The sequence below is a fragment of the Streptomyces sp. NPDC059008 genome (genome assembly GCF_042749045.1).
Taxonomy (GTDB): Bacteria; Actinomycetota; Actinomycetes; order Streptomycetales; family Streptomycetaceae; genus Streptomyces.
Genome location: NZ_JBHYJC010000003.1, coordinates 192,660 through 207,297, shown reverse-complemented (window position 1 = coordinate 207,297; position 14,638 = coordinate 192,660). Strand labels below are relative to the sequence as shown.

The following is a 14,638-nucleotide window of genomic DNA, read 5'->3' as shown; positions in this document are numbered from 1 at the left end:
CCGTACCTGCGGCCCCGGGGCGGACACCTCCGCGCAACCCACCCCTCCCGGGGCCAGCCTGTGGCCCCCTACGGCTTGTGGTCCGCCCTGGGCGCGCGCGGCCGGGGCGCACGGCAGTTGGGCGCGGACGACGGCCCGTCGGACTTCGGGCGCCCATTCCTCCGCATCGCCGTGCTCCGGCCCGTCGTACAGCACGACCCGCTTCCCTTCGACGTCGGTGAGCGTGTGGACGCCGAGAGCGCCGGCCCGCGCCGAGCCGTGTGCGGGCCGGACGCTCTTGTGGAACACCGAGGTGGTGTCGTAGCGGATGACCTGGATCCGTCCCCTGACGGCCACCGTCATCCCGTGCTCGTACAGGTCCAGTCGCGCCTCCACGCGCGCCTTCGTCGCGGCGGACCGGCCGTACCGGGCGAAGGCCAGCAGGTGGCGGATCACCCGGAGCGGGCCGGTCAGCGCGGTGGCCGGATGCCCGGCCCCCGCGTAGGTGGCGCGCCGCCTGCCCAGGCGCGCGCGGCCGGCCGCTGCCGAGATCCGCGCCAGCAGCAGTTCCTCACCGCGCGCACGCGGCGCCGGACGGGTCATGGCGTGGTGCGGGTGAGGCCGAGGCCGGCGTCGTGCCCGCGCAGGATGATCAGGTGCGTCCGGCTCAGCAGCCGGCCCGGCGAGACCCCCAGGTCGTCGGCCAGACGGCGTCGGGTGCGGTCGTAGACGGCCAACGCTTCGGCCCGCCGGCCGCTGCGGTGCAGCGCACGCATCAGCATCGCGGCGACCGGTTCGTTCAGGGGCTGCGCCACGGACAGGGCCCACAGCTCGGCGACGGCCTCGGAGTGCCGGCCCAGCCGCAGCTGCCAGTCCAGCTTCCGCTGCGCGAGGGCGATCCTGCGCTCGGTGAGCCGTAGCCGCTCCAACTCGACGAACGGCCCGGGCAGACAGGACAGCAGCTCCCCGCGGAACAGGTCCACCGCCTGGGCGCAGACCCGGACCGCCTCGGCGAGTTCGCCGGCCCGCTCGGCCTTCGCGGCGGCGGTGACCAGTTCCTCCATGCGCGTCACATCCACCTCGACCGCGCCGGGGACCAGCCGGTAGCCGCACCGATCGCGCCGGATCACCGAGTCCTGGCCGTCCCCCCTGTTGAGGATCTTCCGTAGTCGGTAGATGTACACCGGCACCACCTTCGTGTTCGGCGGTTCCGTCCCCCACACCCCGTCGAGCAGTTCGTGCTGGCTGACCGTCCGGTCCGGGCAGAGCGCCAGCGCCGCGAGCACGGCCTGCTGGCGGAGCGGCCCCAGGTCCACGGGCTGTCCGTCGCGCCAGGCCCGCAGGGGGCCGAGCACGCAGATCCGCACCCGCGGCTCGCGTGCCCGGCCGCCGGCGGTCCGTGCCACCGGGCTCGCCGCCTCGCGCGGGCCGTGGCCGGGGACGACCAGGCCGCAGTCGAAGGCGTGGACGATGGCGGCGGCCCGGTCGCGCAGCCCGAGTTTGGCGAGGATCCGGGCGAGGCGTCCGGCCACGGCGTCGTCGGGGAGGGCGAGGGCGGAGGCGATCTCGGCGTCCCTCAGGCCGCAGCCGACCGCGTAGAGCAGCTCGCGCTCCTGGGGCGTGAGCGTGGTGACGGTCGGTCGGTCGGCGGTCGCGGTCGGCGGCATCGTGGGATCCCCTGACTCCGGTGGTCGGTCTGGTCGATGCCGTCGACGCTGGCCCCGGCACCGTGCGGCGGACAGGCCAGCAGACCGGCCGTATCCGGCCGGTGGCCGCGCTAGAGTCCCTCACCTGGGGGAATCGACATGCCGGGGGAAGGCGTGACCTGTGACGACCAGTGAGTTCAGCGCCCTGCTGAAGCGGCTGCGGCGGGCGGCCGGGATGACCCAGGAGGCGCTGGCGGAGCGCGCCGGAGTGGGCGTGCGCACCGTCCGCGGGCTGGAGACCGGCGAACGCGCCGACCCCAGGGTGACCACGGTGCGCCTGCTGGCCGACGCGCTCGGGCTGAGCCCCGAGGAACGTGAGGAGCTGCTGGCGGCTGCCGTCCGCCGGACCGGGGACGGCAGCCGGCCGGAGGACCCGGCCGCGCGCCCCGAGCCGGTTCCGGGCGGCCGGCCGGAGTCGGCGTTGGACGAAACCCTGGCCGACGTGTCCGAGCAGCTGGCGCAGTCGGTGGCCGCCCGCTGGCGGCGCGAGGAGGAGCAGCGGCAGGTCCACGATCCCTATCCGCTGCCGGTGCGCTGGCGGCCGGTCGCCGAGGAGTTGACCGATCACTGGGCCAACGTCCGCCGGCTGCCCGCCGGTGCCGCGCCCGGCCCGCTGGACCTGAGCGGGCAACTGGACGAGATCGCGGACGTGTACCGGCGGATCCCGTCCGGGCGGCTGGTGGTGCTGGGCCGTTCAGGGTCCGGGAAGACGATCCTCGCCGTGCGGTTCGTCCTGGACCACCTGACGTCGAGGAGCCGTACCGACGCGGTACCGGTGATCTTCAGCATCGGCTCGTGGGATCCGACCGTCGTGACGTTCCGGGACTGGCTGGCCGCGCAACTCACCCGCGATCACCCCGGTCTCGCCGCCCCGGGACCCGGCGGGTCGAGCCTGGCCGCCGCGCTGGTCGAGACCGGCCGGGTGCTTCCCGTGCTGGACGGCTTCGACGAGATAGCCGGTGGACTGCGCCGTCCCGCGCTGGAGGCGCTCAACGCCACGACGCTTCCCCTGCTGCTGACGAGCCGTCCGTCCGAGTACGCCGCCGCGGTGGCGGAGACCGACGTACTCACCTCCGCCGCCGCGGTGGAGCTGACCGACCTCACCCTCGGAGACCTGGCCGACTACCTGCCGCGCACCACGCGCAAGGCCCGCGGTGGGGCCCCCTCGGCGACCGCCTGGGATCCCGTACTGAACGAGCTGCGCGAACGGCCGCACAGCCAGGCCGGTGCCAACCTCGCCACGGTGCTGACCACTCCGCTGATGGTCACCCTCGCCCGCGCCGTCTACAGCGACACACCCGGCAACGACCCGGCCTCGCTCCTGGAAACCCGGCGCTTCTCCCGCCCCGAGGAGTTGGAGGACCACCTCCTCGACAACTTCATCGCCACCGCCTACCGCCCCCGGCCCGAGCACCGCCCCGGCAGCGGGCCGCGCCGCGCCGTCGACCCGGAACGCGCCCAGTACTGGCTCGGCTACCTGGCCGACCACCTGACCCGGCTCGACACCCCCAACCTGGAGTGGTGGCGGCTCGGCCACGGGCTGCGCCGTACCACGCGCACGCTGGTGACGGCGCTGGCGACCTGCCTGGCCATCGGGCTCGTCGACAGTTTCGTCGGCACCCTCTTCGACTCCCTCTCCTTCCAGCTCGCGGACGGGCTGGCGGCGGGACTCCTCTCCGGGCTGCTGTTCGGCATCGCGTACTGGCTGCTGGTCGCGTCCGACGACGCGGCCGTGGAGCCGTCCGGCATGCGCATGAAGCTGTTCGGCCGGGACGCGCGGGCCAGACGGAGAGCCCTCCCCCGGCTGGTGATCGGTTTGGTGTGCGGGCTCGTGTTCGGTCTCTGCTACGGCTTCGTCCGCGGGGTGCTCAACGGCGTCCTCGCGCACGGCAGCATTCCGGCCGTCCTGGCCGTCGGCCTCGACGACGGCATCGTCTACGGGCTCGTGTTCGCGCTGGGAGCCGGCCCCACGTTCGGCCTGCTGGCCCTCTTCGAAGCCCCCCTCGACATCCGGTCCGCCGTCAGTCCGGTCAGTCTGCTGCGTACGAACTCCCGGACGGTCGCCACCCAACTCCTGCTCTGGTCCCCCACCTTCGGCCTCCTGGTCGGCCTGGGATCCATGGCCGTGATCGGTCTCGTGGAGGCGGTCGCGGGCCCGGTCGTCTGGAGCCTCACCGCCTCCCTCAAGCTCGGCCTCATCAGCGGGCTCGGCGGCGCCCTCGGCTATGCGCTGAGCCTGACCGCCTGGGGCCAGTGGGCGGTGTTCTCCCGGATCTGGCTGCCGCTGACCGGCCGACTGCCCTGGTCCGTCGTCACCTTCCTCGAAGACGCCTACCAGCGCGGTGTGCTCCGTCAGGCCGGCGCGGTCTACCAGTTCCGCCACGCCCGGCTGCAACGCCACCTCGCCCGCGCCTACCGCTCGCCCCGTGTCCCACCGCGGCCGACGGGGCCGGACGGCCCACGCCCGACCGACGCATCGGGGTCAGCCTGACGAGACGGTCCGGGGGTGGACGGCCCCCCTCGGCCTCTGGGCGGGCCTGGTGACCGTCACCTCCACAACACGCCGTCCTGAGCGGGGACTTCCGTTCCCCGCAGGGCGGCGTAGTTCCCCAGGGCGCGCACCAGCACCTTGGTGACGGACTCCGCCAGCAAGGGGTCAAGTCGGTGCCATGCGGCGTCGACGTGGGCCTTCGCCTCTTCGTAACAGGCTTGGACGGCGCCGCAGCCGGTGACGGCGGTGGCGACCTCGCGCACCGTCGCCGCATCCGCTCCACCGCCGCGCACGGACCTCCACAGCCGCGAGATCTCCTCGGCCGGCAGCAGGGAGACGGAGCGGGCGAGCGGGGTGGTGACCTTGCCGGTCCGGAGGTCCTCCCCGCAGTGCTTGCGGTGTGCGCCCTGCGGGGCGGGAATCGTCGCGCCGTGCAGGTCGAGGAGGTCGTCGGTGATCTGGTAGGCGGTGCCTACGGCTTCGAAGTACTCCCCCAGAGCGTCGATCCGCGGGGTGTCGCCTCTGGCGATCAGGCCTCCGATCTCGGCGAAGGCGCGGGCCGGCAAACCGGTCTTGAACCGGTGGGCCGCCTGGATGCGGGCCAGCAGCGCGGTCGGATCGTGGGCGGCGACCGCCTGGTCCATCGCTTCGGTGTGGCCCGCTATGTCGACCGCCTGGCCGCCGTGCGCCGCCCGCACGGCCCGTATCCACCGCTGGTAGACGCCCAGGCGCAGGGTGTCGTCATCGGGCACGACCTCCTCGATGACACGGTCGAGGACGAAGTACGCGGCGGTGGCGGCGTTGATCGCGGTCGGCACGCCGTAGACGGTGTGCACGGCCGGGACGCCCCTCCGGGAGGTCGAACCGTCCTGCACGTCGTCGATCGCCAGGTTCGCGCTGTGGATCACCTCGACGACCGCCAGCAACGGGGCGTACGCGCCGCTGTCGACTCCGAGCAGCCCCATCGCCGCGCAGCACACGAACGTCCGCCAGCCCCTGCCCCCGGGGTCCGTGAGGTGGCGGATGGGCCGCACCATGGTCTCGTGCACCGTCGTATCGGACATGCCCTCGGTCGAGGTGCCGCAGCCACCGAGCAGCGAGGCCGTCAAGGCCGGTGAGGGACGGTCCGGGTAGAGCAGGTCCACCTCGCGCCGGGTGACCTTCTGGAGCCGTCCCAGATATTCCACGATGTCGGTGACCTTCTGGGCGGGCACCACTTCCACCCAGGCCCGGCCCCGGACCGGCCGACCGCCCAGAGTGCCCCGCACCTCGGCGTCCGTACACAGCAGCCCCCAGCCGAACAGCAGGCTGCGGATGTCCTGGTCCACGGTCGCCGTGACCGTGAGCTGTGCGTCCACTTCCGGGAGCCGGACCTCCCAGGACGTCGGATAGGTGTTGAGCGTGGCGAGCGAGGTCCACGAGGACGATTCCGCGAGGTGCGGCCGGGCCCGGACGACGGTGCCGTCGGGAGCCACGACGCCCGCCGCCGTAAGGCGGTCGGTGACACGGCGGGAGACCAGGTCCTGGACCCGGACGTCTCCGACGCAGATGTCCCAGCCGCAGTCCAACCCGATGTCCAGACGGCTCCAGCCGGCATCGGCCGTCGGCCTCCCGCCGGTCATCCGCGGAAGGTCGGCGCCGGTGGTGTGGTCGTACCATCCGCTGCCCGACACCGCCGCCGGCCGCTCGCCCGGTACGGCGATCACGCCCCGCACGTCGCAGCGCGGCCGGCAATGGCCGCCCAGGTCCCCAAGGCCCCTGTGCGGGAGTGCTGCCCGGGTGGGCGCGACGACCAGGTCCAGTCCGAGGCCGTCCTCCTCCAGCACGGTGAGCCGGTACGAGCCGTCGGCGGCCTCCTGCAGGGCGGCCACACCGCCGTATTCGAGCCCCACCCGCCCCGTGGCGGCGACCGCGACCGGCCCGGGCAGCAGCCGGTCGGGAGGCACCGGCGTCCCGTCCGCCAACGCCTCCGCCAGCGCCGCCCGCACCCGAGGATCCATCGCCCCGTCGGCCTCTACGGCCGACCGCAGCATCGCCACCGCCTGACCGTCCATCCAGGTGCGGACAGCCGGCTCCCGGCCGCCGGCACCCGACCGGGACCACAACAGCGCGTGCCACGGGACCGATGGGCCGGCGTCCGCCGCGTCCACACCCCGTAGGAACATCACCGCGAACGTGGACGACTCGCCGGCCTCCCCGCACAGCCGGCCGCGCAGGGCCCACCGCTCCAGCATGCTCCCCCCAACGGCACACCGACACCCGGCCACGGTGGGCGGCCCAAGGAATCCAGTGCCGCCTTCAGGCCTACCAGGAAACCGCCACCGGCCAGGCGAGTTGCCCACCACCGTCCGTCAGCAAACCGCCTGCACAGGTGAACCGCTCCCCCTCGGCCCCCTCCGACCCCGACCTCGACTTGTCCGAATCCGAGTTGACGGCCTGACGGATTCGTCCTCGATCCGCGATCGTAGGCCGCATGAACTCCGATGAAACCGAGATGCGTGAAGCGGTCCGCGAGCTGGCCGACGCATTGGAGACGATGCTCAACCTGATCAAGGCTGACGCCCTTCCCGCCACCCCCGAAGCGCACAGCCTCTTCCAGAAGGCGGGGGCCTTCCTCGACGAGTCGACCGACCGGATCAGCGCCTCGGACCGGCCTGCGGAGATCCTCTCCCTGGCCACCGCGCTCAACCGGCTGGTCGTTTCGGCACGGGAGCAGATCCTCGACGACGCCGTCGCCGCCTCGCCCGCACCCGACCACCCGACCATGTGAACACTCGGCACGGAAAGCGAAACCGAGACCGGTAACGAGGGGGCGATGCCGCGGCGTTCCACGCGTTCACGCCCCTGGGCGGGGACGAGGCTTGCCCCCGGACGGCATGGCGGGGTCTCCTGGAACCGCGGTCGCTGTGCGCACCGAGGTGGCACATGAACATGGGCTTGCCCTCTGGAGGCCCCGACGCCGCCCGGCAGTTGAGCCGCCGAGGCGAAGGCTCACCCGCGCTCGCGTAGATACGCTTCCAGCGCGGCTGCCCCGGTGAGCATCGCCCGCCCGCGGGCGGAGAGCCGGCCGTGCCAGTCGTGCAGGGCGGCTTCCAGGGGCTCCAGCCCGCCGGCCGCCCGTACTTGGGCGAGCAGCGGGGCGATCTGCTCCAGTAGGTAGCCGCCCCGCCTGAGCTGGTGGGCCAGCCGGGCGTCCCGTACGTCGGCCTCGTCGTAGACGCGGTAGCCGGTCCGCGGGTCGCGGCGCGGGCGGACCAGGCCGACGCGCTCCCATTTGCGCAGCGTCGCGGGCCGGATGCCGAGGTTCCCCGCCAGCGGCCCGATGAACGTGCCGCCGGGCCCGGACAGCACGGCCGGTTCGGTACCCGCAGCAGGCCCGGAGGCCGTGGTGGGCTCCAGGTCGCGCAGGGCGCTCTCGACGGCCTGGAGGGTGCGGCGGTCGTCGAGGAGCTGGGCGTGGCTCTCGTCGATGAGGCGGAACGCCTCCTCGGCCGCGCCACCGTTGACCGCCCGCATGATCGACGTCGCGGTCTGGTGGCCGTGGCCGGGCAGCAGGGCGAGGAACGCGCGCAGGGCTTCCGCGTGCAGTGAGGTGTAGGTGCGGTAGCCGTGGGCCGTGCGACCGGCGGCCGGAAGGATGCCGGCCTCCTCGTAGTTCCTGATCGCCTGCGTGGACAGACCGTGCCCGCGCGCCAGATCAACCGGCCTGAGGCGTTCGCCGGTTTGAAGGTTTCGTCCCATGAGGCCGCCGATATCGTGGAGAAGTTTCAACCGAGGGTTCAACGATACCGTTGAAGGCATGGCTACTGACATCAAGGACACCGTCCATGCCGTCGAGGCCGCTGCCGTCATGGGGCTGCTCCCGGCCCGGCCGCGGCTGCTCGCCCTGGGCGAGCCCACCCACGGCGAGGACACACTGCTCGACCTGCGCAACGAGCTCTTCCGACAGCTCGTCGAGCAGGAGGGCTACCGAACGATCACGATCGAGAGCGACTGCCTGATGGGTCTGGTCGTGGACGACTACGTCACCTCGGGCACCGGCACCCTCGACGAGGTCATGGAGCACGGGTTCAGCCACGGTTTCGGCGCGTCCGCGGCCAACCGCGAGCTGGTGCGCTGGATGCGCGCCTACAACGACGGCCGGCCCGCGTCCGAGCGGCTCCGCTTCGCCGGTTTCGACGGCCCACTGGAGATCACCGGCGCCGCGAGCCCCCGACAGGCCCTCACCGCACTCCACGGCTACCTCGCCGCCCAGGTGGACGCGGAGCTGCTCCCCTGCACCGCGGAGACGCTCGACCGTCTGCTCGGCGCCGACGACCGCTGGACCAACCCCGCCGCGATGAGGGACCCGGCCCAGTCCGTGGGGCGGTCGACCGAGGCAGGTCAGTTGCGGCTGCTCGCCGACGACCTGGTGGCGCTGCTCGACGCGCAGACGCCGCACCTGATCACGGCGACCTCGCGGGGCGACTGGGACCGGGCGCGCCTGTACGGGCGTACCGCCACCGGGCTGCTGCGCTACCACTTCTGGATGGCCGACACCTCACCGGCCCGCATGACATGGCTGGTGAGCCTGCGGGACCGGATGATGGCCGACAACCTCCTCGCCCTCGCCGAACGGGGCCCGGCGCTGGTCCACGCCCACAACGCCCATCTCCAGCGGGACAAGAGCTCGATGCGGATGGGTGACCAGCGGCTGGAGTGGTGGAGCGCCGGCGCGCTCGCCGGCGCCCACCTGGGCGAGGGGTACGCCTTCCTGGCCACGGCCCTCGGCACGATCCGGCACCACGGAGTGGACACCCCGCCGCCGGACACCCTCGAAGGTCTCCTCCACGCCCTCCCGGAGGACCGCTGCCTCGTCGACGCCCCCCGGCTGACCACGGCGTTCGGTGACACGCGGCCCGCTCCCCATGTGTCGCCGTACTTCGGCTACTTCCCGCTGGACCCGGCCCACCTGGCCGGATACGACGGGATCGTGTTCATCAAGGACGTCCAGCAGAGTTAGGGCGTGCCATCGGCGGCTCGGACGCGCCGAGCCGCCGATGTGGGCACCCGTTCTCCGTGGGTCAGGACCGGGTGGCGAAGTCCTGGGTCCACCAAGGGCCGTTGGAGCTCAGGTTGACGCCCACGCCGGTGAACTTGTAGGAGCAGTTGAGGATGTTGGACCGGTGTCCCGGGCTGTCCATCCAGCCCTTCAGCGCGGTGGCCGGATCCTTGGGGCTCTTGAAGATGTTCTCGGCCCAGCTGCTCCACTGGAATCCGGCACGGGTCATCCGGGTTCCGGGGTCGACGCCTTCGGGGCTGTTGTGCTCGTAGTAGTTGCGGGCCGCCATGTCGTCCGAGTGGGCCTGCGCCGCGTTGCGCAGCCGGGGGTCGACGGTGAGCGGGCCGCAGCCGTGCCGGGCCCGCTGGTCGTTGACCAGGTCGACGACCTTTTGGGCGAACTGCGCGGCGGTGCCGGTGGCGGCCCGCGGTGCGGCGGGGGCGTCGGCTCTCGCCCCGGCCTCCGTGCGGGAGGTGCGGGGCGGTGTGTTCACGGTCGTCTTGGAGCCGCTCTCGGGGTGGGCCTTCCGCGGCCGTTGGGGGGTGTGCCGCTTGCCGTGCCGTTCGACACCGGAGGGGGAGGCCGACGCCTTGTGGCGCTGGGGCGAGGGGGCGGCACTGTGCGATGCCGACGGGGTGGAGGCGGTCTTCGTGGGCGGCGCCGCCATGGACCGGTTCGCCGCGAGCTCTTGGTCGGGGCCGGAGCCGGCACGTATCAGCGCCAGGGAGCAGCAGCCCGCGGCGATCGTGGCCGCCACCGCCAGCAGCACGGTCCTCCGCCGGGGCCGGGGGCCGCTGTTGACGGCGCGGTGGATGCCGCCTCGTTGCGCGGTCCGCCCGTGCCGGCCGCCGGTCCCGGGCGCGGTGGAGCGGCGGTGCGAGCCGGGCTCGCCGGTTCGGCGTCCGGTCCCGGTCGACGTCCCGTCGTGCGGTACTGCCTGCCGATGTGCGTCGTCGTTGTTCATGGTGTCGTTTCCTGTGCAGCCGTGGGGCCTGCATAGCCGTGGCCCGTAGGGGAAATGGGTCCGTGCGGCCCGCCGCGCGGGCGGACCACGCAAGGGAGACCCCACTGACGGCTCCGGATAACGAAAAGTGCTCCGCGTATGTCGTACGACCCCGCCGCGGCCACGCGCCGGTGTTGTCCGCACGGCGGTGACGTCAAGGGCAGAGGTTGCCAGAGTCAGCCAAAAGCGGTAATGGCCCCATACCAACCCACCGCATATCATCTACGCCATGGCGCCCCACTGCGTCCCTGACGCCACCGCCGAGGCCAATCGCGCGATACGCGACTTCATGGCCGCCCGTATCGGTCGGCCGCTATGGCCCGAGGAGCAGGACGAGTACGAGCATCTGCTTGCCACATGGGCCGCGGCCGTCCACAGCAACGAGAAAGGCTGAGAGACCGACCCGACCTCCCGGCCGCGGCGCAGCACCCGATGGGCGCGGCGCCGCGGCCGGGGGCGGGAACTCACCTTCGTCCCACTGCGTGCGAGGCCGGCTCCCACCGGCTCTATGCAGGTGGTTCACGCAGGAGCGGTGAAGGCATCCATCTGTTCCAGCTCGGCGAGTACGGAGGCGGCGCCGTCCTCCGCGGCGAGGTGGGACGCGACCGTCCGGGCCCGTTGGATGAAGGCCTGTCCCTCCACGGCGTCGCGCAACGCGTCGGCCAGGCGGGCGGCCGTCAACTGGCGGCGCGGAATCGGGGCGGGGGCGACTCCCATGGCGGCCAGTCGGGAGGCCCAGTAGAACTGGTCGAAGTGGACCGGCACGGGAACGGCCGGCACCCCGGCCTTGAGGCCCGCCCCCGTGGTGCCCGCGCCTGCGTGGTGCACCACCGCGGCCATACGGGGGAAGAGCCAGTCGTGCGGGACTTCGGAGACGGTGAGGACATCGTCGCCGGCCATGTGGATCCCCAGCCAGCCCGACTGGACCACGGCACGCAGCCGTGCCTTGCGCAGCGCCTGGACGAGCAGTCCGCTCAACTGCTCCGCGTCTCCCATGGCCATGCTGCCGAATCCGATGAACACCGGTTTGCTGCCGGAGTTCAGAAAGTCGACCAGTCGATCGTCCGGGCGCCAGCCGTCGGGGCGGGGCGGCCACCAGTATCCGCAGGTCCGCTGTCGCCCGGACGAATAGGCGAACGGCGGCACCATCATGGGGCTGTAGCCGTGGCACACCGTCTCGGTGCGCATCGCCCGTAGGGCGCGTCGGGTCGCCTGTCTGGGGAGTCCGAGGTCCCGCTGCAGCACGTTGAGGGACGGTGCGATGTTGAGGCCCGCGCTCTTGACCACGGAGGCCTCGACGACACGGTCCCGGAAGCGGCTGGGCACGACCCCGTTCAGACCGAACCGGACGGCCGAACGCATCGGCTGGAGGTAGGCGCCCAGGCAGCGCGCCCCCACGCCTTCGGCGACGAACGCGCAGATCGGATGGGTCACCAAATTGGTCAAGAGGACGTCCACCCCGCCTCGGGAGGCATCCAGGATCCCCTGGGCGATCTGCGGGAGGAGGTTGCGTCGAATCTCTCGGGCAAGACGGCGCGGGGGCGTGGGACGGATGTCGGTCGTCATGAAGTCCAGCGAGTCCAGCGGCAGGGTCCGGCAGTCCAGCCGGTGCGCGCGGACCGCGTCTGCGAAGCGTGCATGGCACGCCACGGTCACCTCGTGGCCGGCAGCCTTCAGCCGCCTGCCCAGCCCGAGGTACGGAGCCACGTCACCCCAGGTGCCGGGGCTTGGAATAAGAACTCGCACTGCTCGCCTCGCCAGGTCGTCCTGCTGCCGGGTGGGTGCCCGTAGCACCGCACATCACCTCGAAAAGGATGACCGTTGCGCACCCGGGAAGCGGCAGTGACACACAGGCAGCCACCTGAAGGGGGCCGGAATTTCCGCGCTCCACGGCGGCAGGCGCCTCACCGCCCCGTGGGCCACGGGGCGGTGAGGCTGACGCGAGGTTGTGGGTCGGACAGCGCCCTCGTGGCCGACGAGCAGGCCGGTGGAACCGCTACGGCCGGCTCGTCGGCGGCCTCGGGGGCCTCAGTTGCTGGTCAGGGTGCGACCGAGGAGGGGGAGCAGACGGTCCCAGTGGCGTTGCAGTGCGGAGGGGTTGAAGGCGTCGGTGTCGGACATGGTGAAGCCGTGGACGGTGCCGGGGTAGATCTCGGAGGTGTAGTCGACGCCCGCGGCGTCCAGGGACTGGTTGAGCTCGGTGAGGGCCTCGGGCGTCAAGTCGGTTTCGGCATGGCCGAAGTGGACCTGGGCGGTGAGCTTGGAGAGGCTCTCGGGCCCGTCGGCTCCCACGGGGCCGTGGAACGCGGCGACGGCGGCCACCCGGCCGGGGTGGGCCGTGGCGGTGCGCATCGCCAGGAGGCCGCCTATGCAGTAACCGGTCACCGCGACCGGTCCGGTGGCGACCTCGGGCCGGGTGGTGAGGAACCCGAGGTAGGCGTCGGCGTCGCTCAGGACGCGTTCGGCGGTGTGCGCCTCGACCAAGGGCATCACCTGGGCGATGACCGCGGGCCGGTCCTCTTCTCCGATGTGCTCGGGAAGTTCGATCAGCGGTGCCGGGCCGTGCCGGTAGAAGAAGTTGGGGACGAGCACGTAGTGCCCGTGCCCGGCCAGTTCGCGGGCCATCTCCCGCAGTACGGGCCGGATACCGAAGGCGTCCCCGTACATCAGCACCCCTGGGTGCCGCTCGCCGTCGTCGGGGAAGGCGGCGAAGGCGTCGGCCCGGCCGTCCGTGGTGGGAATCTGCAGCGACGTGATCTCGGTGGGAATGGTGGATGTTCCTTCCTGAGGTTCGCCGAGGCAACGTTCGTTTCACTAACGTTCCCGGCACGAGCGAACGTACATCGTTAGTCGTACTAACGCAACGGGTAGGATCGGCGCCATGATCAGAGCCGAAGCCGCGGACCTGCCCGACGACGACGCGCCCAGGACGCCGGACAGGCTGCGTCGACGGGCGAGCCGCCTGTTGTCGCAGCTGACCGTGCGGTCGGACCGGCTGATCACCGAAGGGCTGGCCCGGATCGACGCCCGCAAGTGGCACTACGCCGTACTCGCCTCACTGCAGGATCTCGGGCCGGGCAGCCAGGCGGCGTTGAGCACACGCACCGGCATCTACCGCAGCGACATGGTCGGCGTGCTCAACGAACTGGCCGAGCGCGACCTCGTCGAGCGGGCGCCCGACCCCGACGACCGGCGCCGCAACATCATCACCATCTCCGCCCTGGGCCGCCGCCGCCTGCGCCGCCTCGACAAGGTCCTGGACGACCTCCACGACGAGCTGCTCGCACCGCTGAGCCCGGCCGAACGCGACCAGTTCGTGCAGTTGCTCACCCGCTTGCTGGACCACCACACCCAGGCCTCCTGACCCGCTGGCCCCGGTCGGCCTTCCCGGCGGGCCCGGTCACACGTCGACCTGCGCCAGCCGGGCCGCGTCGTACCGCTCGCCCGCCACCGCTCCGCGCGGCACGGCCTCGTCGAGAGCCGCCAGCTCGCCCGCGGTCAGCGTGACATCGGCCGCGGCGGCGTTCTCCTCCAGATAGCGAACCCGCTTGGTGCCGGGGACCGCGGTGACGTCCGGCCCCTGGGCCAGCAGCCAGGCGAGGGCGAGCTGCGCGGGGGTGACGCCCTTGGCCTCGGCCAGCGCCCGTACCCGCTCGACGAGGGCGAGGTTCAGGGCGAGGTTCTCGCCCTGGAAGCGGGGCGCGGTGCGGCGGAAGTCCCGCTCGCCGTACGTCTGCCGGCCGAGGGTCCCGGTCAGCAGACCGCGCCCGATGGGGCTGTACGCGACCAGGCCGATGCCCAGCTCCCGCATCGTCGGCAGGTGTGCGTCCTCGATGTCCCGGGTGAACAGCGAGTACTCGTACTGTCCGGCGGTGATCGGGTGCACGGCGTGGGCCCGCCGGATCGTCGCCGGGGAGGCCTCGGAGATGCCGAGGTGGCGCACCTTGCCGGCGGCGACCAGCTCGGCCATCGCGCCCCAGGTCTCCTCGACGGGGACGCTCGGGTCGACGCGGTGCTGGTAGTAGAGATCGATGTGGTCGGCCCCCAGCCGGCGAAGTGACGCCTCGCACGCGGCCCGGACGTACTCCGGCCGCCCGTTGACACCGACCGGGGTCCCGTCGGGACGGCGCTCGACGCCGAACTTGGTGGCGAGGACGACCTCGTCCCGGCGGCCCGCGATCGCCTTGCCGACCAGCGTCTCGTTGGTGAAGGGGCCGTATGCGTCGGCCGTGTCCAGGAAGGTCACGCCCACGTCGAGGGCCCGCCTGATGGTGGTGAGCGAGTCGGCCTCGTCACCGGGGGCGTAGTAGTCGCTCATCCCCATGCAGCCGAGACCGAGGGCGGAGACACGGAGGGAGGCGAGGGTGCGCGCGTGCACGGCGAACTCCTTGGAGAGGCGGGGAGGATGTGGGGCGACG

The 14,638-nt window shown here is 72.4% G+C and carries 13 protein-coding genes; 5 read left to right on the top strand and 8 right to left on the bottom strand.

The genetic code is table 11. The features are described from left to right. The coding region (locus ACFWZH_RS06200) for a hypothetical protein (protein WP_384426163.1) at positions 1 to 582 on the bottom strand (582 nt) is incomplete at its 3' end. Next, positions 579 to 1,646, bottom strand: a complete 1,068-nt coding sequence (locus tag ACFWZH_RS06195; protein WP_384426160.1) for a BTAD domain-containing putative transcriptional regulator — start codon at positions 1,644 to 1,646, stop codon at positions 579 to 581. The genes ACFWZH_RS06200 and ACFWZH_RS06195, both read right to left, overlap by 4 nt. 160 nt (positions 1,647 to 1,806) lie before the next feature. On the opposite strand from ACFWZH_RS06195, the gene ACFWZH_RS06190 reads away from it, so the two are divergent. Further along, a complete protein-coding gene (locus ACFWZH_RS06190; protein WP_384426158.1) occupies positions 1,807 to 4,176 on the top strand; it encodes a helix-turn-helix domain-containing protein in 2,370 nt (789 codons plus the stop codon). 56 nt (positions 4,177 to 4,232) lie between these two features. Here ACFWZH_RS06190 and ACFWZH_RS06185 read toward each other — a convergent pair whose 3' ends face one another. Further along, on the bottom strand, positions 4,233 to 6,410 hold the full coding sequence (locus ACFWZH_RS06185; RefSeq protein ID WP_384426155.1) for a polyprenyl synthetase family protein: 2,178 nt from the start codon (positions 6,408 to 6,410) through the stop codon (positions 4,233 to 4,235). 239 nt (positions 6,411 to 6,649) lie between these two features. Here ACFWZH_RS06185 and ACFWZH_RS06180 point away from each other — a divergent pair, with 239 nt between their 5' ends. Next, positions 6,650 to 6,946, top strand: coding sequence for a hypothetical protein (locus ACFWZH_RS06180; RefSeq protein ID WP_384426152.1), 297 nt, complete (start codon positions 6,650 to 6,652; stop codon positions 6,944 to 6,946). A gap of 221 nt (positions 6,947 to 7,167) precedes the next feature. Here ACFWZH_RS06180 and ACFWZH_RS06175 read toward each other — a convergent pair whose 3' ends face one another. After that, complete coding sequence (locus ACFWZH_RS06175) at positions 7,168 to 7,917, bottom strand: TioE family transcriptional regulator (RefSeq protein ID WP_384426149.1); 750 nt, start codon at positions 7,915 to 7,917, stop codon at positions 7,168 to 7,170. Between the two features lie 58 nt (positions 7,918 to 7,975). On the opposite strand from ACFWZH_RS06175, the gene ACFWZH_RS06170 reads away from it, so the two are divergent. Beyond that, the gene (locus tag ACFWZH_RS06170; RefSeq protein WP_384426146.1) at positions 7,976 to 9,178 is read left to right on the top strand and encodes an erythromycin esterase family protein; all 1,203 of its coding nucleotides are present in this window, start codon (positions 7,976 to 7,978) and stop codon (positions 9,176 to 9,178) included. Positions 9,179 to 9,239: 61 nt separating this feature from the next. On the opposite strand, the gene ACFWZH_RS06165 is transcribed toward ACFWZH_RS06170, so the two are convergent. After that, entirely contained in the window at positions 9,240 to 10,181 is a 942-nt protein-coding gene (locus ACFWZH_RS06165; protein WP_384426143.1) for a CAP domain-containing protein, read from the bottom strand. 268 nt (positions 10,182 to 10,449) lie between these two features. On the opposite strand from ACFWZH_RS06165, the gene ACFWZH_RS06160 reads away from it, so the two are divergent. Continuing rightward, on the top strand, positions 10,450 to 10,614 hold the full coding sequence (locus tag ACFWZH_RS06160; protein WP_384426141.1) for a hypothetical protein: 165 nt from the start codon (positions 10,450 to 10,452) through the stop codon (positions 10,612 to 10,614). A gap of 125 nt (positions 10,615 to 10,739) precedes the next feature. On the opposite strand, the gene ACFWZH_RS06155 is transcribed toward ACFWZH_RS06160, so the two are convergent. Further along, entirely contained in the window at positions 10,740 to 11,966 is a 1,227-nt protein-coding gene (locus ACFWZH_RS06155; protein ID WP_384426139.1) for a glycosyltransferase, read from the bottom strand. A gap of 282 nt (positions 11,967 to 12,248) precedes the next feature. Then, on the bottom strand, positions 12,249 to 12,989 hold the full coding sequence (locus ACFWZH_RS06150) for a dienelactone hydrolase family protein (RefSeq protein WP_384426779.1): 741 nt from the start codon (positions 12,987 to 12,989) through the stop codon (positions 12,249 to 12,251). A 112-nt stretch (positions 12,990 to 13,101) separates the two neighbouring features. Here ACFWZH_RS06150 and ACFWZH_RS06145 point away from each other — a divergent pair, with 112 nt between their 5' ends. Continuing rightward, positions 13,102 to 13,584 carry a MarR family winged helix-turn-helix transcriptional regulator gene (locus tag ACFWZH_RS06145; RefSeq protein WP_384426136.1) on the top strand — a complete coding sequence of 161 codons (483 nt, stop codon included), beginning with the start codon at positions 13,102 to 13,104 and terminating at the stop codon, positions 13,582 to 13,584. 36 nt (positions 13,585 to 13,620) lie between these two features. Here ACFWZH_RS06145 and ACFWZH_RS06140 read toward each other — a convergent pair whose 3' ends face one another. After that, positions 13,621 to 14,598 carry an aldo/keto reductase gene (locus ACFWZH_RS06140; RefSeq protein ID WP_384426134.1) on the bottom strand — a complete coding sequence of 326 codons (978 nt, stop codon included), beginning with the start codon at positions 14,596 to 14,598 and terminating at the stop codon, positions 13,621 to 13,623. Between the last annotated feature and the right edge of the window lie 40 nt (positions 14,599 to 14,638).